This is a genomic window from Flavobacterium sp. LM4, from assembly GCF_002017935.1.
In the GTDB taxonomy this organism is placed as follows: Bacteria; Bacteroidota; Bacteroidia; order Flavobacteriales; family Flavobacteriaceae; genus Flavobacterium; species Flavobacterium chungangense.
In genome coordinates, this window is the sequence record NZ_MUFW01000003.1 from 21,192 (window position 1) to 46,171 (window position 24,980).

General features: G+C 37.6%; 8 protein-coding genes (1 of these 8 only partly in view). 6 read left to right on the top strand and 2 right to left on the bottom strand.

The features are described 5' to 3' along the window. The 4 genes from BXU10_RS24845 to BXU10_RS17595 all read left to right on the top strand — a co-directional run. Positions 1 to 17,111, top strand: the 3' portion of a protein-coding gene (locus BXU10_RS24845) for a T9SS type B sorting domain-containing protein (protein ID WP_123922044.1). Its footprint begins 13,051 nt before the window's first position; only the last 17,111 of its 30,162 coding nucleotides appear in the window; the start codon falls outside the window, past its left edge; it ends in the stop codon at positions 17,109 to 17,111. Between the two features lie 43 nt (positions 17,112 to 17,154). Next, on the top strand, positions 17,155 to 18,129 hold the full coding sequence (locus tag BXU10_RS17585; RefSeq protein ID WP_223255506.1) for a type IX secretion system membrane protein PorP/SprF: 975 nt from the start codon (positions 17,155 to 17,157) through the stop codon (positions 18,127 to 18,129). Positions 18,130 to 18,285: 156 nt separating this feature from the next. Beyond that, positions 18,286 to 19,389 carry a sensor histidine kinase gene (locus tag BXU10_RS17590; RefSeq protein ID WP_078228874.1) on the top strand — a complete coding sequence of 368 codons (1,104 nt, stop codon included), beginning with the start codon at positions 18,286 to 18,288 and terminating at the stop codon, positions 19,387 to 19,389. Next, positions 19,386 to 20,078, top strand: a complete 693-nt coding sequence (locus BXU10_RS17595; protein WP_078228875.1) for a LytTR family DNA-binding domain-containing protein — start codon at positions 19,386 to 19,388, stop codon at positions 20,076 to 20,078. The genes BXU10_RS17590 and BXU10_RS17595 overlap by 4 nt, the downstream gene beginning before the upstream one ends. 85 nt (positions 20,079 to 20,163) lie before the next feature. On the opposite strand, the gene BXU10_RS17600 is transcribed toward BXU10_RS17595, so the two are convergent. After that, positions 20,164 to 20,847: a LytTR family DNA-binding domain-containing protein gene (locus BXU10_RS17600; RefSeq protein ID WP_078228876.1), complete on the bottom strand. Its 684-nt coding sequence runs from the start codon at positions 20,845 to 20,847 to the stop codon at positions 20,164 to 20,166. Continuing rightward, a complete protein-coding gene (locus BXU10_RS17605) occupies positions 20,844 to 21,896 on the bottom strand; it encodes a sensor histidine kinase (protein WP_078228877.1) in 1,053 nt (350 codons plus the stop codon). The genes BXU10_RS17600 and BXU10_RS17605 overlap by 4 nt, the downstream gene beginning before the upstream one ends. Positions 21,897 to 22,201: 305 nt before the next feature. Here BXU10_RS17605 and BXU10_RS17610 point away from each other — a divergent pair, with 305 nt between their 5' ends. Both BXU10_RS17610 and BXU10_RS17615 read left to right on the top strand, forming a co-directional pair. Beyond that, positions 22,202 to 23,605, top strand: a complete 1,404-nt coding sequence (locus BXU10_RS17610) for a DUF3500 domain-containing protein (RefSeq protein ID WP_078228878.1) — start codon at positions 22,202 to 22,204, stop codon at positions 23,603 to 23,605. A 19-nt stretch (positions 23,606 to 23,624) separates the two neighbouring features. Further along, a complete protein-coding gene (locus BXU10_RS17615) occupies positions 23,625 to 24,971 on the top strand; it encodes a HupE/UreJ family protein (protein ID WP_078228879.1) in 1,347 nt (448 codons plus the stop codon). Positions 24,972 to 24,980 lie beyond the last annotated feature (9 nt).

Sequence of the window (24,980 nt, forward strand, 5' to 3'; positions counted from 1 at the left end):
GTACCGTTACTGTTGCTAAGACAGCAGGAACAGGAGTTGGTACGACCTTTACATATGAAATTACAGCACCGGCAGCTTCAGTTACTTCAAACAATACGGGTATTTTCACTGGATTGTCCGGAGGCGTTACTTATAGCTTTAAAGTGACCGATGCAAGCGGCTGTTATACTACAGGTTCTCATACAGTTCCTGTTGTTACCCCAATAGCAGCGATTGCTACCAAGTTGAACGATGTATATTGTAATGGAGGTTCTACAGGTTCTATCAGATATGATGTAAGCCAGTTTACTACTACTTACAGTTATAAGGTCAACACAAATCCTGCAGTTACGGCTCAGAGTGGAGCTTCGTTTACCTTGCCAAACCTTGGAGTAGGTCCTTATAATGTTGTTTTCACAGATGAGACTACAGGATGTACAGCATCTACATCTATCACTATTACCCAGCCTAGTTTATTAGGAGCTACAGCTTCATCGGTAAATGCCAATTGTAATGTTGCTACCTCTAAGGTTACCGTAACTGCTACCGGCGGTACACCGGTTTATACGTATGCTTACAAACAGGACGGTGTTGCTCCTGTAGCATCAGATTATATTGCCAGCAATAGTTCGGATTTAAACCCGACTACAAATACCAACTGGGATGTTTGGGTAAAAGATGCCAATGGCTGTACATTTAAAGTAGATGTTACTATTGCAACAGATAATGCGCCAACAGCAGTTACAGCTATTGGAGCTGGTTGTTTGGGTACTCCGGGAGGATATACTATCACTGCATCAGCAACAGGAGGAACAGGAACGTTATCTTACAGTATTAATGGAGGAGGTTCTTATCAGGTATCTAATATTTTTACAATAACATCGATAGGTACATATACTATTCGTGTAAAAGATGCTAACGGTTGTACTGCAGACAGCAACCCGGTTACAGTAGCTCCGCAATTAACGTTAAGTGCAGTTTTAAATAAAGATATTACTTGTAATCCGGCACCAACTGCTGCACAAATTACGTTAACTCCAACAGGTGGTGCAGGATCGTTTACTTATACAAGTTCTCCAAATACCGGTACTTTTGCAGGTAATGTATTTACAACAAATACGCCAGGAAATTATATTTTTACAGTTACGGATTCTAATACATGTTCGGCTTCAACAACAACTGCAATTGTTGTTACTCCAACGGTTAATCCTGTAATTGATGATATTGCTTTACCAGGAAACATTGGAGTTACTCAAATACAATCTATTAATTGTAATGGAGATGATACTGCAGCAATTGCAATTGCAATAGATAATACGAAAGGTCTAGCTCCTTTCATATTCAATATAAGAAATAATACAACGGGAGTTGATTACGGTACACAAACCTCAGGTTTGTCTGCTGGTGTTTATACAATTACACTAACTGATGCTAGAGGATGTACGGATACTGAAGACATTACAATTGTTGAACCAAATCTTATTGTGGTTGATTTTGATGTTGATCCTATTACTTGTGGCGCCGGAGGGATTTCATTAGGAAGAATTATCGTAAATGGAGTAACCGGTGGAACTCCAAATTTTACTTATCATGTTACGGGAGTGAATGGCTACAATCAGAAGTTCACAAATCAGCCAGGTACATCACAAGTATTTGATATCGTTAATTTTGGATTGTATGAATTAATTGTTACTGATGCAAATGGTTGTCAGAACCTGCACCAAAACATTTTGGTTGCATCACCACCAGATGATTTAGATATTACTGTTTCACCATCTCCGGTAGTTTGTTCGGGAACTGGGTCTGCACTTGTCGCTGTAAGTTCTTCTCCGACAAGTACCATTGGTAACGGACCATTTTATTTCAGTTTATATACAGGATCTGTTCCTTCATATCCATCAGGTGTATGGTTGGCAGAAGATGCAGTTGGTAGTAAAAAAACTACATTTAGTAATTTGATTGCAGGTGTGACTTATACTTTTGTAGTATATGATGCAGATGCAACTCATGGAGGTACAGGAACAGGATGTTATTATTTCGAAACATCACAATTTCCAATTGGAACAAATTCAACAATTACGGTCACTCCTTTAACAGAAAGTAATATTACTTGTAAAGGAGCAGCAAACGGAAATGTAACATTCACAATGAATCATACTTATGGAGTAGCTACACCAGTTACATACCAAATTTACAATTCACAAAATGTTACACCGGTTGGTGGATTAGTTAGTACAATTATTCCGGCTAGTGGATCATTGGCTGTAAATAATTTTGGAACATTGCCATTCGGTAATTACTTTGTGTTAATTACTGAAGATGCGGGTGCAACAAATGCAGGTTGCAGTGTTGCTTCAGCACCATTTGAAATTACAGAATCTGCTATTGATTTATCAGTTGCAGTTTCAAAAATTAAAAATGTAAATTGTAATGAAGACGGTGTTATTGCTGCTCAGGCTAAAGATGGTACAGCACCTTACACCTATCAATATTTGTTAGCATCAGCTACAGCACCAACAGCAAGTACAGCAGGTTGGAATGGAAATACAACTTTTGCAACAAGTGTAACAGGAAATTATATTGTTTACGCAAAAGATGCTTATGGTTGTATTAAAACTGCAGCTGTAACATTAGATGCAGATGATGCACCTATAGTTACTCCACCAGCAACTTCGGTTTGTTATGATGGAACACCTTTTACCATTACTTTTTCAGGAACAGTTGATCCTGACTTAGTAGGAGGAGCTACTTATAGTGTTAACGGAAGTGCTTTCCAAAGTTCACCAAGTTTTACATTTAATGCCTCAGGGACTTATAATTTAGTGATTAAAGATGGAAACGGATGTACGGATGATGTTGATTTTGAAGTATATCCTAAGTTAAACTTATCTGCTTCATTGACTAAAGAATTAGATTGTACACCAAGCCCAGAAGCAGAAATAACTTTAACGACTACAGGAGGAAATACAACACCTGCTGCTAATTATACTTATGAAGTATCTTTCAATAGCGGAGGATTCGTTTCAGCTTCTAATCCATATTTAGCTGCGGTAGCAGGAAATTATGTTTTTAGAGTTACAGACGCTAACAATGCAACAGTATGTCAAACGACAACAAGTTTTGATTTAGACCCGATTACACCAACGGTATTTACTACAACAGAAACAAATGTAAGTTGTAATGGTTTTGCCGATGGTACTATTACTGTGAATGTAACTTCAGGAGTAGGTCCTTACGAATATCGATTGGATGCGGGAGCTTTCCAAGCTTCTAATGTCTTCACAGGATTAGCAGCTGGAACAACTTATACTATTACGGTTAAAGATGCAAAATCATGTCTTTATCCAAAAACTCCAATTACGATCACAGAGCCTTCAGTATTGGCAGCTACCGATGTTGTTACGCCATTTGGCTGTAATTCGGGCAATGTTGCACAACCGGCAGTTGTTACAGTAACGGCTACTGTGGGTACAGGTACAGCACCATATACTTATAGTTTTAACGGATCTGGTGTTTATAGTTCAGTTAATACTTTGGTTGTAGCGGATAACGGTACAGACCAGATTATTGCTTACTCTGTTAAGGATGCCAATGGCTGTATTGTTAACGCAAGCACTACGGTAAATAGATATTTACCATTGACCGGTATTACGTTTGCTGTGACTACAGCACCTGTTTGTCCGACCAATGTTGCCGATATTACTCTGACAGTATCTGGCGGATATGTGCCTATGGCTAAATACGAGATCATTTCACCAATCACTGTTGACAATGGAACTAATCCATTGTTTACCGGCTTGGCTCCAGATACTTATTTATTCAAGGTGACCGATGCTAATGGCTGTTCAATTGAAAGAAATTATACAATTGTTCCGGTAACCCCAATTGCTATTGCAGGAGTTATGCTTACTGATATTTCATGTAATGCTGCAGACGGTACTACCAATAACGGTTCAGCGCAGTTTACCGTTACAGGATTCAGTGTATCTGGTAATTATAGTGTTGTAACTTCTCCGACAGTTGCAGCAGCACAGGTTTCACAAGCTGGTGATGTTATTACATTAACAGGATTATCAGCAGGTACTTATACCGTAACAGTACAGGACAATACGACTCATTGTTCAGAGAGTGCCGCTATTACTATAACAGAACCGAACCCTATTGCTTTCACCGCAGTTGGAACTAAAGTTTTCTGTTCACAGGATATTTCTAATATCACAGTTAGCGCAGTAACAGGGGGAACAGGCTCTTATACTTATGCAGTTGTAAACGGTGGTTCAGCCGCTCCTGTTGCATCAGCTTACAGTACTAATTCAGTACTTTCAGTAGATACTAACCTGGCAGACCTGTCATGGGATGTTTATGTAAAAGATGCTAACGGCTGTATCCATATGGAGAATGTTATCATCACAAACAATGCTGCTCCGTCTATTAATCCGGCAGCACCGCAGTGTTATGCAGGTTCAGCCTTGACAGTTGACTTAGATGCCTTGACTACGAGCTATAATGGTGTTAAATCATACACAGTAAACGGATCGGCTATAGCTACATCAACAGCTACATTTACATCACCGGGTACTTATACCTTAGGAATTAAGGATGATAATGGCTGTGAGGCATTTGTAAACTATACAATTGAAAAACAATTGTTGGCTACAGCTACATTGACCAAAGACTTGTATTGTGCAGGATCAGTTAATGCTACTATTGATGTTGTTATTACAGATGGGGTTGCACCATATACTTACCAAATGTATGTAGACGGAGTTGCTTCAGGATTAGCAACGCCAACAGCAACAGGCTTTACAGCTTCAGTTTCAGCAGCAGGCAGCTATACTTTTGTCATTACAGACAGCAATGCGGCAGTTTGTTCAGTAACAACAAACGCAGCAGTTGTAACTACCCCTGCAACGCCAACGGCTAATGCAGTTCCAACGGCAGTAATCTGTAACGGAGAGAATAATGGAACAATCACAGTAACGCCATCAAACGGAGTTGCACCTTATACTTATGTTCTTAGCGGAACAGGAGCTAACACAACAGGTGATGCTACAGGAATCTATACGGGATTGATTGCAGGAACAACTTATTCAGTTGTAGTAACGGATGCCAAAGGATGTCCTTCAGCGGCTATTCCGGTAACGATCACAGAGCCTTCAGTATTGGCAGCTACGGATGTTGTTACGCCATTTGGTTGTAATTCGGGCAATGTTGCACAGCCGGCAGTTGTTACAGTAACGGCTACTGTGGGTACAGGTACAGCACCATATACTTATAGTTTTAACGGATCTGGTGTTTATAGTTCAGTTAATACTTTGGTTGTAGCGGATAACGGTACAGACCAGATTATTGCTTACTCTGTTAAGGATGCCAATGGCTGTATTGTTAACGCAAGCACTACGGTAAATAGATATTTACCATTGACCGGTATTACGTTTGCTGTGACTACAGCACCTGTTTGTCCGACCAATGTTGCCGATATTACTCTGACAGTATCTGGCGGATATGTGCCTATGGCTAAATACGAGATCATTTCACCAATCACTGTTGACAATGGAACTAATCCATTGTTTACCGGCTTGGCTCCAGATACTTATTTATTCAAGGTGACCGATGCTAATGGCTGTTCAATTGAAAGAAATTATACAATTGTTCCGGTAACCCCAATTGCTATTGCAGGAGTTATGCTTACTGATATTTCATGTAATGCTGCAGACGGTACTACCAATAACGGTTCAGCGCAGTTTACCGTTACAGGATTCAGTGTATCTGGTAATTATAGTGTTGTAACTTCTCCGACAGTTGCAGCAGCACAGGTTTCACAAGCTGGTGATGTTATTACATTAACAGGATTATCAGCAGGTACTTATACCGTAACAGTACAGGACAATACGACTCATTGTTCAGAGAGTGCCGCTATTACTATAACAGAACCGAACCCTATTGCTTTCACCGCAGTTGGAACTAAAGTTTTCTGTTCACAGGATATTTCTAATATCACAGTTAGCGCAGTAACAGGGGGAACAGGCTCTTATACTTATGCAGTTGTAAACGGTGGTTCAGCCGCTCCTGTTGCATCAGCTTACAGTACTAATTCAGTACTTTCAGTAGATACTAACCTGGCAGACCTGTCATGGGATGTTTATGTAAAAGATGCTAACGGCTGTATCCATATGGAGAATGTTATCATCACAAACAATGCTGCTCCGTCTATTAATCCGGCAGCACCGCAGTGTTATGCAGGTTCAGCCTTGACAGTTGACTTAGATGCCTTGACTACGAGCTATAATGGTGTTAAATCATACACAGTAAACGGATCGGCTATAGCTACATCAACAGCTACATTTACATCACCGGGTACTTATACCTTAGGAATTAAGGATGATAATGGCTGTGAGGCATTTGTAAACTATACAATTGAAAAACAATTGTTGGCTACAGCTACATTGACCAAAGACTTGTATTGTGCAGGATCAGTTAATGCTACTATTGATGTTGTTATTACAGATGGGGTTGCACCATATACTTACCAAATGTATGTAGACGGAGTTGCTTCAGGATTAGCAACGCCAACAGCAACAGGCTTTACAGCTTCAGTTTCAGCAGCAGGCAGCTATACTTTTGTCATTACAGACAGCAATGCGGCAGTTTGTTCAGTAACAACAAACGCAGCAGTTGTAACTACCCCTGCAACGCCAACGGCTAATGCAGTTCCAACGGCAGTAATCTGTAACGGAGAGAATAATGGAACAATCACAGTAACGCCATCAAACGGAGTTGCACCTTATACTTATGTTCTTAGCGGAACAGGAGCTAACACAACAGGTGATGCTACAGGAATCTATACGGGATTGATTGCAGGAACAACTTATTCAGTTGTAGTAACGGATGCCAAAGGATGTCCTTCAGCGGCTATTCCGGTAACGATCACAGAGCCTTCAGTATTGGCAGCTACGGATGTTGTTACGCCATTTGGTTGTAATTCGGGCAATGTTGCACAGCCGGCAGTTGTTACAGTAACGGCTACTGTGGGTACAGGTACAGCACCATATACTTATAGTTTTAACGGATCTGGTGTTTATAGTTCAGTTAATACTTTGGTTGTAGCGGATAACGGTACAGACCAGATTATTGCTTACTCTGTTAAGGATGCCAATGGCTGTATTGTTAACGCAAGCACTACGGTAAATAGATATTTACCATTGACCGGTATTACGTTTGCTGTGACTACAGCACCTGTTTGTCCGACCAATGTTGCCGATATTACTCTGACAGTATCTGGCGGATATGTGCCTATGGCTAAATACGAGATCATTTCACCAATCACTGTTGACAATGGAACTAATCCATTGTTTACCGGCTTGGCTCCAGATACTTATTTATTCAAGGTGACCGATGCTAATGGCTGTTCAATTGAAAGAAATTATACAATTGTTCCGGTAACCCCAATTGCTATTGCAGGAGTTATGCTTACTGATATTTCATGTAATGCTGCAGACGGTACTACCAATAACGGTTCAGCGCAGTTTACCGTTACAGGATTCAGTGTATCTGGTAATTATAGTGTTGTAACTTCTCCGACAGTTGCAGCAGCACAGGTTTCACAAGCTGGTGATGTTATTACATTAACAGGATTATCAGCAGGTACTTATACCGTAACAGTACAGGACAATACGACTCATTGTTCAGAGAGTGCCGCTATTACTATAACAGAACCGAACCCTATTGCTTTCACCGCAGTTGGAACTAAAGTTTTCTGTTCACAGGATATTTCTAATATCACAGTTAGCGCAGTAACAGGGGGAACAGGCTCTTATACTTATGCAGTTGTAAACGGTGGTTCAGCCGCTCCTGTTGCATCAGCTTACAGTACTAATTCAGTACTTTCAGTAGATACTAACCTGGCAGACCTGTCATGGGATGTTTATGTAAAAGATGCTAACGGCTGTATCCATATGGAGAATGTTATCATCACAAACAATGCTGCTCCGTCTATTAATCCGGCAGCACCGCAGTGTTATGCAGGTTCAGCCTTGACAGTTGACTTAGATGCCTTGACTACGAGCTATAATGGTGTTAAATCATACACAGTAAACGGATCGGCTATAGCTACATCAACAGCTACATTTACATCACCGGGTACTTATACCTTAGGAATTAAGGATGATAATGGCTGTGAGGCATTTGTAAACTATACAATTGAAAAACAATTGTTGGCTACAGCTACATTGACCAAAGACTTGTATTGTGCAGGATCAGTTAATGCTACTATTGATGTTGTTATTACAGATGGGGTTGCACCATATACTTACCAAATGTATGTAGACGGAGTTGCTTCAGGATTAGCAACGCCAACAGCAACAGGCTTTACAGCTTCAGTTTCAGCAGCAGGCAGCTATACTTTTGTCATTACAGACAGCAATGCGGCAGTTTGTTCAGTAACAACAAACGCAGCAGTTGTAACTACCCCTGCAACGCCAACGGCTAATGCAGTTCCAACGGCAGTAATCTGTAACGGAGAGAATAATGGAACAATCACAGTAACGCCATCAAACGGAGTTGCACCTTATACTTATGTTCTTAGCGGAACAGGAGCTAACACAACAGGTGATGCTACAGGAATCTATACGGGATTGATTGCAGGAACAACTTATTCAGTTGTAGTAACGGATGCCAAAGGATGTCCTTCAGCGGCTATTCCGGTAACGATCACAGAGCCTTCAGTATTGGCAGCTACGGATGTTGTTACGCCATTTGGTTGTAATTCGGGCAATGTTGCACAGCCGGCAGTTGTTACGGTAACGGCTACTGTGGGTACAGGTACAGTACCATATACTTATAGTTTTAACGGATCTGGTGTTTATAGTTCAGTTAATACTTTGGTTGTAGCGGATAACGGTACAGACCAGATTATTGCTTACTCTGTTAAGGATGCCAATGGCTGTATTGTTAACGCAAGCACTACGGTAAATAGATATTTACCATTGACCGGTATTACGTTTGCTGTGACTACAGCACCTGTTTGTCCGACCAATGTTGCCGATATTACTCTGACAGTATCTGGCGGATATGTGCCTATGGCTAAATACGAGATCATTTCACCAATCACTGTTGACAATGGAACTAATCCATTGTTTACCGGCTTGGCTCCAGATACTTATTTATTCAAGGTGACCGATGCTAATGGCTGTTCAATTGAAAGAAATTATACAATTGTTCCGGTAACCCCAATTGCTATTGCAGGAGTTATGCTTACTGATATTTCATGTAATGCTGCAGACGGTACTACCAATAACGGTTCAGCGCAGTTTACCGTTACAGGATTCAGTGTATCTGGTAATTATAGTGTTGTAACTTCTCCGGCAGTTGCAGCAGCACAGGTTTCACAAGCTGGTGATGTTATTACATTAACAGGATTATCAGCAGGTACTTATACAGTAACAGTACAGGACAATACGACTCATTGTTCAGAGAGTGCCGCTATTACTATAACAGAACCGAACCCTATTGCTTTCACCGCAGTTGGAACTAAAGTTTTCTGTTCACAGGATATTTCTAATATCACAGTTAGCGCAGTAACAGGGGGAACAGGCTCTTATACTTATGCAGTTGTAAACGGTGGTTCAGCCGCTCCTGTTGCATCAGCTTACAGTACTAATTCAGTACTTTCAGTAGATACTAACCTGGCAGACCTGTCATGGGATGTTTATGTAAAAGATGCTAACGGCTGTATCCATATGGAGAATGTTATCATCACAAACAATGCTGCTCCGTCTATTAATCCGGCAGCACCGCAGTGTTATGCAGGTTCAGCCTTGACAGTTGACTTAGATGCCTTGACTACGAGCTATAATGGTGTTAAATCATACACAGTAAACGGATCGGCTATAGCTACATCAACAGCTACATTTACATCACCGGGTACTTATACCTTAGGAATTAAGGATGATAATGGCTGTGAGGCATTTGTAAACTATACAATTGAAAAACAATTGTTGGCTACAGCTACATTGACCAAAGACTTGTATTGTGCAGGATCAGTTAATGCTACTATTGATGTTGTTATTACAGATGGGGTTGCACCATATACTTACCAAATGTATGTAGACGGAGTTGCTTCAGGATTAGCAACGCCAACAGCAACAGGCTTTACAGCTTCAGTTTCAGCAGCAGGCAGCTATACTTTTGTCATTACAGACAGCAATGCGGCAGTTTGTTCAGTAACAACAAACGCAGCAGTTGTAACTACCCCTGCAACGCCAACGGCTAATGCAGTTCCAACGGCAGTAATCTGTAACGGAGAGAATAATGGAACAATCACAGTAACGCCATCAAACGGAGTTGCACCTTATACTTATGTTCTTAGCGGAACAGGAGCTAACACAACAGGTGATGCTACAGGAATCTATACGGGATTGATTGCAGGAACAACTTATTCAGTTGTAGTAACGGATGCCAAAGGATGTCCTTCAGCGGCTATTCCGGTAACGATCACAGAGCCTTCAGTATTGGCAGCTACGGATGTTGTTACGCCATTTGGTTGTAATTCGGGCAATGTTGCACAGCCGGCAGTTGTTACGGTAACGGCTACTGTGGGTACAGGTACAGTACCATATACTTATAGTTTTAACGGATCTGGTGTTTATAGTTCAGTTAATACTTTGGTTGTAGCGGATAACGGTACAGACCAGATTATTGCTTACTCTGTTAAGGATGCCAATGGCTGTATTGTTAACGCAAGCACTACGGTAAATAGATATTTACCATTGACCGGTATTACGTTTGCTGTGACTACAGCACCTGTTTGTCCGACCAATGTTGCCGATATTACTCTGACAGTATCTGGCGGATATGTGCCTATGGCTAAATACGAGATCATTTCACCAATCACTGTTGACAATGGAACTAATCCATTGTTTACCGGCTTGGCTCCAGATACTTATTTATTCAAGGTGACCGATGCTAATGGCTGTTCAATTGAAAGAAATTATACAATTGTTCCGGTAACCCCAATTGCTATTGCAGGAGTTATGCTTACTGATATTTCATGTAATGCTGCAGACGGTACTACCAATAACGGTTCAGCGCAGTTTACCGTTACAGGATTCAGTGTATCTGGTAATTATAGTGTTGTAACTTCTCCGGCAGTTGCAGCAGCACAGGTTTCACAAGCTGGTGATGTTATTACATTAACAGGATTATCAGCAGGTACTTATACAGTAACAGTACAGGACAATACGACTCATTGTTCAGAGAGTGCCGCTATTACTATAACAGAACCGAACCCTATTGCTTTCACCGCAGTTGGAACTAAAGTTTTCTGTTCACAGGATATTTCTAATATCACAGTTAGCGCAGTAACAGGGGGAACAGGCTCTTATACTTATGCAGTTGTAAACGGTGGTTCAGCCGCTCCTGTTGCATCAGCTTACAGTACTAATTCAGTACTTTCAGTAGATACTAACCTGGCAGACCTGTCATGGGATGTTTATGTAAAAGATGCTAACGGCTGTATCCATATGGAGAATGTTATCATCACAAACAATGCTGCTCCGTCTATTAATCCGGCAGCACCGCAGTGTTATGCAGGTTCAGCCTTGACAGTTGACTTAGATGCCTTGACTACGAGCTATAATGGTGTTAAATCATACACAGTAAACGGATCGGCTATAGCTACATCAACAGCTACATTTACATCACCGGGTACTTATACCTTAGGAATTAAGGATGATAATGGCTGTGAGGCATTTGTAAACTATACAATTGAAAAACAATTGTTGGCTACAGCTACATTGACCAAAGACTTGTATTGTGCAGGATCAGTTAATGCTACTATTGATGTTGTTATTACAGATGGGGTTGCACCATATACTTACCAAATGTATGTAGACGGAGTTGCTTCAGGATTAGCAACGCCAACAGCAACAGGCTTTACAGCTTCAGTTTCAGCAGCAGGCAGCTATACTTTTGTCATTACAGACAGCAATGCGGCAGTTTGTTCAGTAACAACAAACGCAGCAGTTGTAACTACCCCTGCAACGCCAACGGCTAATGCAGTTCCAACGGCAGTAATCTGTAACGGAGAGAATAATGGAACAATCACAGTAACGCCATCAAACGGAGTTGCACCTTATACTTATGTTCTTAGCGGAACAGGAGCTAACACAACAGGTGATGCTACAGGAATCTATACGGGATTGATTGCAGGAACAACTTATTCAGTTGTAGTAACGGATGCCAAAGGATGTCCTTCAGCGGCTATTCCGGTAACGATCACAGAGCCTTCAGTATTGGCAGCTACGGATGTTGTTACGCCATTTGGTTGTAATTCGGGCAATGTTGCACAGCCGGCAGTTGTTACGGTAACGGCTACTGTGGGTACAGGTACAGCACCATATACTTATAGTTTTAACGGATCTGGTGTTTATAGTTCAGTTAATACTTTGGTTGTAGCGGATAACGGTACAGACCAGATTATTGCTTACTCTGTTAAGGATGCCAATGGCTGTATTGTTAACGCAAGCACTACGGTAAATAGATATTTACCATTGACCGGTATGGATTTATCAGCTACTCCTATTTATTGTAATACAGCAGGTACTGTTGCGACAGTAACAGTGAATTCAGTTTCAGGAGGAATAGCACCTTATACTTACGAAATTATTTCACCAGCTTCAGCAGTTACTGCTCCAAGTACAACAAATAGTTTTACTAACTTATCTCCTGAGGTTTATGTTATTAAAGTGACAAGTGCCAACGGTTGTAGCATTACTAAGACAATTGTTGTTGAAGAAGCTGATAAAATATTGGTAACAGCTCAATTAATTAATGACGTTTATTGTAATGGAGGTACTACAGGTACTGTAGATTTCACAGTATCAAACTATATTACAGCTGGTAATTATACATTTGCTTTATCTCCTAATGTGGGAACAATGACTCAAAATGGTGATGTCATTCGTTATACTGATTTACCGAAGGGTAATTATACTCTTACGGTTACTGATGGTATATCAGGATGTACAAAACCAGTTGCTATAACAATTAACGAACCGGCAGCTGCTTTAAGTTCAACTTCAATTGCAACAAATATTAATTGTAATGAAGATAATGCGACTATTACAGTAACTGCAAACGGAGGAACTGCACCTTACAGATATGCTGTAGCAAAAGCTGGTGATCCGGTTCCAACAAGTTTCGTGACTAATAATCAGTTGGTTGTAGATACCAATAATGGTGTTGATGTAAACTGGATTGTCTATGTATTAGACAGTAATAATTGTGATGCAAATAATGCTCTGACTATAATTCCGGATACCAATCCAACTATTGCAAGCGCAGTAGCTACACAATGTCCAAGTTTAACAGGCACTTATGAAATTACAGTAACAGCAACCGGATTCAGTACAGCATTGTTGTACAGTATAGACGGTGTTAGTTTTGATTCAAACAATGTTATTACAGTTAATGCTCCTGGTTTATACAATGTAACGGTAAAAGATGGTAATGGTTGTTCTTCAGCTGTTACTCAGGTTACTATTATGGAACCATTAATTCTTACGCCAACAGTAACAGCTTCTCCTTCTTGTATAGATGGTGATGGTGTTGTCGCTGTTGCAACTACAGGAGGTTCAGGAAATTTTGAATACAAAATAGATAATGGTCTTTATGGTGCAGTTGCACCATTTACAGGAGTGACTTCGGGTACACATACAATTTATGTTCGTGATATTAATACTAATTGTGAAAAGTCTGCTTCTATAGAATTAAAACCTGCTACTCAAATTACAGGATTTAAATTAGAACAAACACCTGTTACTTGTAACGGTGTTAGCGATGGTACTATTACAGCAAGTATGGATACTCCTGCAGATGGTATAAACGATAATCCAAAATACACCTATAGTTTGAATGGAGCTACTCCACAAGACTCACCTGTATTCACAGGATTAGCTGGAGGGAATTATACAGTTACAGTAAGATCAGAAAGAGGATGTGAAAAAACTCTTCCAGTTACTGTAGGTGAACCAGGTCCTATTGTAGTAAACAATGTTGATTTTTCTCAATTTGTTTGTAATACAGGAACGAACTTATCTAATTCCACAACGATTACAGTTGATCAGGTAACAGGAGGTTCAGGTACGTATACTTATGAATTCATTAAAAACGGTACTCAGGTTCAAACAGGAACTTCAAATACTTACACTGAATATGATTTATCTGGTGGAAGTTACACAATAAATGTTTATGATAGTAATCGTTGTATGGCTACTTATGCTAATCCTATAACAATTAATCCATACATTAAATTAGATAAAATAAATGTTGTAAAAACTGCAATTACATGTACTAATCCTGAAAGTATTACAGCTACAGCGGTTGATGCTGCAGGAACAGCGATAGCAGGTGTTCAATATACGTTGACAGATGTGAGTGGAGCAATTACATTCGCTTCTAACACAACAGGGAACTTTACAGGTTTACCGGTTGGACAATATATTATTACAGCATTTAATCCGGCAACACAATGTAGTATTCAGTTACCTCATTATGTAAACGAACCAAATACTTTCGACTTAAAAGCTGTTAAAACAGATGTTGTTTGTTATGGTTCAAATAGCGGAACAGCTAGTATTACCTTAATTGATAATATTGGTAATCCTGATGAAGCAGGAACCTTTACTTACACAGTTACAGGACCTGTAACAAGTTCAGGAACTTCTGCAACGGCTGGACCATTGACTTTAACAGGTTTAACGGCGGGTAATTATACTGTTACAGCAACATTGATCAATAGTCCATTCTGTCCAGTGTCTACTACATTCACAATTGGACAGCCTGATGCAGAATTGAAAATTACAGAGGATCATAGTCCTATTACTTGTATCCCAGGTAATAATGACGGAAGAATTGTAGCAACTGCAACTGGCGGATGGGCTGGCGGATATGAGTACAAATTGGTAAATAGTGCTAATGTTGTTATTTCTGACTGGTCTGCAACTTATGAATTCGCTAATTTAACAGCTGAAACATATACTGTAAGTGTCAGAGATACAAAAGGTTGTCCTGTAAGTACTTCTGTAGTTTTAAAAAATCCAGAACCAATTTTGATAAATGTTACTCCAAGTGCAACTATGTTGCTTTGTAATGGTGACAGAAGTGCTACAATTACTGTAGTGGCAACAGGTGGTCAGGAAAGTAACTATTTATACACTTTGAATACAATAATATCACCGACTGAAACAATTTCTTCAGGACCACAACCTTTACCAATCTTTACTGGTTTAGGAGCGGGTACTTATAGTGTTACGGTAACTGACGGATTTAGTTGTAGTGAAGTTTCAGGTAGTATTACTATTAACGAACCAACAATTGTAACGGCAGATTTGCGTCAATCATATGATCCAACTTGTAAAACTCAGGCAAGCTTAACTTTAAGTGCTACAGGAGGAACAGGATCGTATACTTATAGTGCTGATCCTAACTTTGGAACCATACTTGGTTCATTCACAGCTGCAATTCCTGCTGTTATACCTAATGTAGCTCCAGGTAAATATCAGTATTATGTGAGAGATGCGAATAATTGTGTTGGATTTGTTTCAAGTGGTATTGAAGTTTTACCTATAGAAGATCTTAATATTCATTTGGATGTAAGGAATGCTGTTGTTAATTGTAAAGGTGATGAAACTGGTGTTATTGTTGCGACAGCGACTGGTGGTTTAGGAAACTATGTTTATACTTTATTTAGAAATGGAACTCTATTTAAGGGGCCTCAATCAAATGGTAACTTTACTGATCTTCCAGTAGGTGTGAACTATGTTGTTCGTGTAGATAGCGAAGATTGTGATGCCTCTGAAGTAGCAGGTGATATCGAAGAACCGATCAGTCCATTATCATATACACCAGAAGTTACAAACGTGACCTGTAATGGTACTAATGATGGTAAAATTGTAATTAATGCTACAGGTGGAACCGGGAAAATTATGTATGCAATTTCTCCTGATTTAGATCAGTTCTTTAGCAGTAATGTATTTGATAATTTAAAACCAGGTAAGTATCAGATAATTGCTCTGGATGAATCAGGCTGTTATTACCTTCCTCAAGAGATTGAAATTACTGAGCCAACAGCTTTACAAGTAGCAATTATTGATGAAATAGTACCTGAAGGATGTAAAGGAGATAAAAATGGTGCATTCAAAATTGAAATAAAAGGTGCAATAGCTCCATATAGTTTTAGTTTAGATAATAAAGATGGTCCTTTTGTTGTTATAAATGGCACTTATGATAATGTTACCGGAGTACAATATTCTTTTACAGGTATAGCAGGAGGTAATCACATCGTTTATATTAAAGATGGTAAAAATTCAGTATGTGTAGAGAGACTTGATGTTGATGTGCCAGAGGGTGTAGTACTTGATCCAAAAGCGATAGTAAATTACGACTGTGTCAATAATGCAGCTGCTAATTCAGTAACAATTACTGTTGATGAAAGTAATACAAATCTAGCTGATATTGATTATTCTCTTGACGGATTGACATATCAGGCAAGTAACATTTTTACGAATCTTGCTCCAGGAAAATATATTGTAAAGGCGAGACATAAAGATGGTTGTGAAGTTTCAACAGAGGAATTCGTAATTAAGGCTGTTGCTCCATTGACCTTGGCAGTATCTGCTGGACAACAGGAAATGAATGTAATTTCAGTTACAGCAGCAGGTGGATCTCAACCTTATATGTATAGTTTCAATGGTGAGGATTTTACATCTTCTAACAAATACAAAATCTACAAATCTGGAGATTATGAAGTGATAGTTAGAGATCAAAATGGCTGTACAGCAACATTAATAGTACCTATGACTTATGTTGATGTTTGTATTCCGAATTACTTCACTCCAAATGGTGACGGTCTTTATGACGAATGGGGTCCTGGTTGTACGAATATTTACAACAACCTTGAGTTCTCTATCTTCGACAGATACGGTCGTGAGATTGCAAAATATCGCTACGGTCAAAAATGGAACGGTAAATATAATGGCGAGGAATTACCAACAGGTGATTACTGGTATGTTCTTAAACTAAATGACAAGAAAGATGATAGAGAGTTTGTTGGACACTTCACTTTATACAGATAACAAAATAATAGCCCCTATGATGTTATCTAAAAAAATTATTAGAATGAAAAAATTAATAGTATCCTTAGTACTCTTGGCTGTAACATCAGGTTACAGCCAAGAGTTAAACCTACCAGTGTTTACACAATATTTGGCTGATAACCCTTTTGTAATTTCACCTGCCTACGCTGGTATTGGTGATAATGTTAGAATCAGGATTAATGGATTGACACAATGGGTGGGAATTAAAGACGCTCCGGACAACCAGTCTGCCTATATTGATTTTAGGCTTCTTGATCGTTCAGGCGTAGGTATTTCAGTTTACAACGATAAAAATGGCTACACCAGACAAACAGGTGCCAAGGTTTCGTTTGCCCACCACATCATTCTAGACTATTATTCTAAACAATACATGTCTTTTGGTATTTCGTATAATTTTAATAGTTTTAGGATTGATACAGATGAATTTGATACAGATATTGAACATCCTGTTTTAGATCCTTCAATTACCAATAATCGTTATACATCAAACAATAACTTTGATATTAGTGCTTTATACCGTAATAAAAACTTTTATTTGAGTTTTAATGCGAATAACGTTTTGAAGAAAAATACAGATAAATTTAGAGGTGTAGAACCAGACTTGTTGTCTAATTATCAGGTATATACTGGCTTTACATTTAGAGATGCCGAAAACAATCGTATCGAATATGAACCATCAGTATTTTATCAGTATTTTGCCAGTGATAAGCGTTCGTCTACCGATATCAACTTCAAGTACAGACGTTACAATCGATACGAAGATTATTATTGGGTTGGGGTTTCTTATCGTATGTTAAATGACCAGTTCCCAAAGCCCTTATCATTAGGACCAATGGGAGGTTTTATGAAATCTAAATTCTATTTTGCATATTCTTATCAGTTTATGTTTAACGATTTAGGATATTATAACTCCGGAACACACGTAGTAACCTTAGGATTTGATTTCCTTCAAGCATTAAGTAGCTGTCCTTGTACGGATAGTCCTGTTCATGATTAATTTGTTTTAAAGAAATTTTAAGAGCAAATAAGCTGCTAGTATAAGCAAGTTGCAAATTTTATATGTTTTTACCGCAATAATTTGAAATAGAATAGTAATACGTTAAATTTGACTAATATCATTTTGTCTGTCAAAAGGGATGTTAAATTTAATTTTATGAAAGCAAAATTTTCATTTTATGCGAAACATGGATTTTTGTGCCTTGCTTTTTTATTTTTGCCGTATGCCTTTACGTCAACAAATAGTGCCTTTTCATTGCCTAATTTGTATTCCAATAATCATGACCGTATTTATCTCTTTATCTATTTTAGTTTACTTTGCTTTTTTTATTTCAACTACTATTATTTAATTCCAAAATATTATTTTTTAAACAAGCAATTTTTATATTTTATAATCATTGCTTGTTTTCTTTTGTTTTTTCTTTGGATTTCAAGATTCTTAGATCATCCGGATCATAATTTTTTAGATTTTGGAAACCATCCGGAACCCTTTTTAAATCATCCGAATCCTTTTGAAAGAGGACTAAAGCTGCCTCCACATTTTCAGGATATGCCACCGAAACGAATGCCTTTTGATACGATGGGCGGACCTCCAACTCAATATGGACATACTGCTTTGGTTTATTTGCTGGGAATAATTTCAAGTTTATTGTTTGCTATTTCCAACAGACTACAAAATGTAGAAAGAGAAAAAATGAAATCTGAACTGGCTTTTTTAAAAGCACAAATTAATCCGCATTTTTTGTTTAATACGTTAAATAGTATTTATGCTCTTGCTTTAAAAAAAGATGATAAAACGCCTGATGCAGTGATACAATTATCCGAACTAATGCGCTATATTATTACTAATGCGAACGATCAGGTAATAGATTTAAACAAAGAGATCAATTATATTAATAATTTTGTTTCACTTCAAAAAACACGATTGGGTCAAACTGTGAATGTTGATTATAAAGTAAACGGAAATTCTTATGGTAAAGCAATTACTCCGCTTATTTTGATTTCTTTCATAGAAAATGCTTTTAAGCATGGTGTAAATCCCGATCAAACTTCTGTAATTTGTATTTATATTGATATTGTTGATGAAGAATTGACTTTGTTCGTATCTAATAGAAAAACATTTTCGGTTAAGTCTGAAACGGGAATTGGACTGCAAAATACAATTGAAAGATTAACGTTATTATATCCAGACAGGCATCAGCTTAAAATTGAAGATGCTATAGACAAATATATCGTAAATTTATCCATAAAAGTAGGATGATCAAAACAATAGCATTAGATGATGAGCCTTTGGCATTAGAGATTTTACAAAATTTATGTTCAGATATTGCGTATATAGATTTGCAAAAAACCTTTACTAAATCTGAGGAAGCTTTTAAATATCTCAGAAAATATCCTGTCGACTTGTTGTTTTTAGATATTGATATGCCATCCATTTCAGGATTGGATTTTTATAAAAAAATGCAACATAGAACAATGGTAATATTCACAACGGCCTATTCTGAATATGCAGTTGATGGTTTTACATTGAACGCAACGGATTATCTTTTAAAACCCATTTCGTTCTCCCGATTTCAACAAGCTGTCGAAAAAGCTTTTCAACAATGGAAAACTCAAAATCAAAATTCAGAACAGCAATATCTTTTTATTCGTGCGGATTATAGTTTGATAAAAATACTTTTTACAGATATTTTGTTCATAGAAGGATTAGACGATTATATTAAAATTCATATTCAGAATCAAAAAACTGTTGTGGCCAGAATGACTTTAAAAACACTGATAGAAAAACTTCCTTCACCAGAATTCATTCGTGTACATCGCTCTTTCATTGTTCCTGTTTCTAAAATAGAAAAAGTTAGAAACAAAACCATATACATTAAGGAAGCAGAAATTCCTGTAAGCGCAAGTTACGAAACAGCATTTTTTGCGTTGTTCAATAATAATAGCTGAGTCTGCTATTCGGTCTATAAAGTTGTAGGTCTTTAATTTTCTTGAACACCATTTAATTTTTAGCTAAATAGAATTTTTTATCTTTTTAATTATTCAGAATTTGTAAAAATTCAGCTTCATAGCTTGTTCCCAAAGGGATTTCCTTATCGTTTAAATAAATGATTTTATTGCGATATGATTCCATATTTGGTATTGAAATTATATAAGAACGATGTACTCTTATGAATTCTGTTGGAGACAATTTTTCCGACAAGGATTTCATTGTCATTCTTACAACTAAAGTCTTTTGATTTTTGATATGTACTTTTAAATAATTATCTAGCCCCTCGATATATAAAATATCCGACAGCAACACTTTCGTCAAACCATAATCAACACGGAAAAGAATATAATTTTGTTTATCACCTTTTTGAATTTGATTTAGCTTTTTTACTTTATCAACAGCTTTCAAAAAACGGTCATAACTAAATGGTTTCATTAAATAATCTACAGCATTCAATTCATAGCTTTCCGCAGCATATTCTGAATAGGCTGTTGTGAATATTACTGTCGTTTGCTGTGAGATTGACTTATAAAAATCAATTCCGGAAACAGAAGGCATATTAATGTCCAAAAAAAGTAAGTCTACCGGGTATTTTTCCAGGTAAAACCGTGCATCTTGGGTTTTTGTAAAGAATTTTACTAAATTCACTTCTTTGCTTTGATTGCAAAAAGCTTCTAAAACTTCCAGTGCCGGTAATTCATCGTCTAATGCAATTGCTGTTATCATGTTAGTTCTATTCTTAGATTTACATTGTAAACATGTTCGTCTTCCTCAATTTTTAAAGTATGTTTTTTTGGATAATAAAGCTGCAATCTATCATATGTATTTTGCAGACCAATTTTTGAAGACTCTATATTTATAATGCTTACTTTATGATTAAAAACCGTCATGTTTAAATGATCTTGAAACACTTCGATTGTTATTTTTATAACAGAATTTTCATCCGGGTTTACACCATATTTAAAAGCATTTTCTATAAACGGGAATAATAATAACGGAGCAATTTTGTATTTCGAAAAATCCCCATCAGTTTTATATTCCAAATCGATTGAATTTCGCAATCGTGATCTCTGTAAATCAATATAATTATCAATATAGGTGATTTCTTTTTCTAAAAACACTTCATTCTGATTCGAATCTTTAAGTAAATACCGCATGAATTCTGATAATTTTACAATTGTATCTGCAGCTTTATCATCTTTTTTAATAGACAATGCATAAATACTATTTAAAGTATTGAATAAAAAATGCGGATGAATTTGTGTTTTAAGGTGTGAAAGCTCCGCTTGTAATTTTTCGTTCTCTATGATTTTGTTACGAACTTTTTCCCGAAGAAACGCTGAAGAAAAAATGACAGCTGTAAACAGAAAAATATGGTGCCTGATTTCCTCAAGAAAAAAGAATCCGTTTGGACGTTTTTTTGGCATAAAACCCTTCATCGGATTATGAAATTCAGGAAGGAAATCATCATTTGGAGTAAAAGGATTGTGTCCGGTAATAACAGAAGGCACAATACAAACTATCAATAGGCAAATGATGATGATAAAACCATATAAAACATACTTCTTCTTTATATAAAGTGTTTCTATTAAAAGATAAAAATTCAGAAAAAAGAAAAGAAGCATTAACAAATTGGCTAAAAAATCTCGTTGAGTAGCTTTTGTAAACAAATAATTTTCTTCTTCAGGAGGACGAGGAGAAAAAAATAGAGGAAGAAACAGGAAGACTAAACTTCCTATAATTAAAAACAAATATGATTTTAGTTTCTTTTGCATAATGATGTAAAATTATGCAATATTAAACAGTAACAAAAAAAATGTGGTGAAATCGAAGAATGTGGTTGTGTATGCTATTATCCAAATTTTAAATGAACAAAAAAAGGCAGAATTAGTTTATCATAATTCCGTGATGCAAAAACATATTTTTCAGGGTATATTTTAAATTACAAAGACAAAAAAGAGATGATTTTCATTTGTTTACCACTACAAAAGTGCTGTTAACCACAAAAAATGACTACGCTGAAATAATCATTTAATTTTGAGGTTTTTAAGTTTTAAAAACCATAAATCTTTAAACAACTATGAAAAAACCACAATTATTTTTTTTAGGAGCTATTGCTTGTCTATTGACAATTGCATTCGCCTGCAGCAAAAGTGACGATGATGATTCTTCTTCCAGTAATTCAGCTTCTGTTACGGCACTTACAAGTGCTTCTGCTGTTTTTTCTTCAACAGCTATCATTAATGTTGCTTATACCGGAACTGCCACACTTCCTTACACTGGTGGTAATGGGGTAGCCTATTCAGCAGGAACAGCGGTTTCATCAACTGGAGTTACGGGTTTAACAGCTACATTGGTAGCAGGAACACTGGCCAACGGTGCTGGCAACCTCACCTACACTATTACAGGTACGCCTACATCCTCAGGGACGGCCAGTTTTGTAATTACATTTGGAGGACAAACCGTAATCATTACTTTGACTGTAAATTCTGTCGCTACTGCCGATTGTTCATCAGCTACAGGAGTTGCAAAGGTAGTTTGTTTGGCGAATGCTTTTTTGGCGACATTAACTACAACACAGCAAGCATCAGTAGTGCTTACATTAAATCTTTCCAATGCCAAGAGATGGTCTAATTTACCTTGCGGTTTATCTTGTCGCAACGGATTAGCTTTTAGCAGTCTAACAGCAGTTCAGCTTGCAGCGGCAAAAGCAGTTATAGCTGCGGCAAGCGGTATAGGCACAGAGGAAGGGTATAATGAATTTATTGGAATTAATACGGCTGATGATTATTTGGGCACGCTTTCTTCAGGAGGCTATTCTTCAGGTTATTATGTAATTGCATTTTTAGGTACACCAAGTACAACAGGTAAATGGCAATTGCAATTTGGAGGTCACCACTACGCTCAAAATATTACTTATGATTCAGGGGCAGTTGTTAGTACTACACCATCACATCAAGGAATTGAACCTACAACTTTTACGTATAATGGAACAACATATTCACCAATGGCAGCTGAAAAAGCCGCAATGGCAGCTATGTTAGCCTCTTTTACTACAGCTGAATTGGCTAGTGCAAAGATTTCATCTACATTCTCTGATGTCACAATGGTTCCGGGTTCTACTACCAATACATTTCCGACGACAAAACTTGGGATTAAAGTGAGCGCATTAAGTACAGCCGCTCAAGCTAAAGTTTTAGCAGCAATGGCTCCATGGATTAATGATTTAGATGCTACTTCAGCGGCAGCATTTACAACACTTTATACCAACGCTTTGGCTGATACGTATGTAACTTATGCAAGTAATACCAGCGGAGTTTCGGGCAGCGAGAGTTCTTTTTTTACAAAAAACACCGATTATGTTCGTATTGATGGTCCTCGTGTTTGGATAGAATTTATATGTCAAACGGGTGTAGTAGTTCCGAATCAAATTCATTATCACAGTGTCTATAGAGATCATACAAGTGATTATATCGGATTGTAAACATAAATCGTTATCAACAATGACTCACAAATTAATTATAAACAACCGCCATTTCAAAAAATGGTGGTTGTTTTTATTTCTGCTCTTACTTTGCTTTCCGCAAGGAATATTTGCACATCAAACGCCAAGTACCATTGTGTTATTAGATGTAAATCCTAAAACGGTTTCTGTCGAACTCCAATTACCTCTTGGGGAATTAGAACTTGCTTTTGGGCATGAAATCACAAAAGATCCGAACCATTTAATTGAAAAATTTGGGTCACAGCTCAAAGAATATTTATTGGCCCATATTCATCCAATGACAACCAAAGATAAACCCTGGCTAGTTGAAGTTACCAATATGACTGTTGGAAAAGCAGAACAAACCCAGAGCGGACCATATCAGGAAATTACAATACAGCTTGTTCTTATTCCCCCAACAGGAGAAAGTACCCGTAAATTCATTTTTGACTATGATGTAATTATGCATCAATTGGTTACTCATAGCGCTTTGGTTTCTATCCGTAGTGATTGGGAATTAGGAAAAACAAACAAAGAACCTGTAAAAGTTGGTGTTATAAGAGTAGACACCAGATCAACACTCATCTATCCATTAGAAGTAAATTTAGAAAAAGGCGGTAATTGGTGGACGGGTTTCAAAGGAATGTTTGCCTTGGGAATGGAGCACATCGAGGAAGGAACAGATCATTTATTGTTTTTACTTGTCTTATTACTACCAGCTCCTCTTGTTGTAAATCGCAAAAGATGGGGAAATTTTGGCGGAACTAAATACAGCATCATGCGTTTGTTGAAAATTGTTACAGCTTTTACAATTGGACATTCCATTACACTTTTAATAGGCGCATCAGGCTGGATCAATCTGCCTGTGAAACCTGTTGAGATCTTAATTGCGGTTTCTATTTTAATTTCTGCTATACATGCCATCTATCCTATTTTTCCAAACAAAGAAGTTTATGTGGCGGCTGGTTTTGGACTCGTTCACGGTTTGGCTTTTGCTACTGTACTTTCGGTTTTAAATTTGGATGCAGGTGTTATGGTTTTAAGTATTTTGGGTTTTAACATTGGAATTGAAATCATGCAGCTATTTGTAGTTATTCTCATAATTCCATGGTTAATTCTGTTGAGTCAGACTCCGGTATATAAATGGGTTAGAATTGTATGGGCGCTGTTAGCCGGAATTACTTCCCTTGCCTGGATTTTGGAAAGGGTTTCCGAAAAACCAAATAGGATATCAATTTTAATACAAAGTAATTATGAATATGCCCCTTGGGGAATTTTAATATTGGCACTTTTTTCCTTAACTATTTTTGGAGTGAATTACTGGATCAAACGTAAAAAACACACAAGTCAATATACTATTTCCTAAATTGTTCTT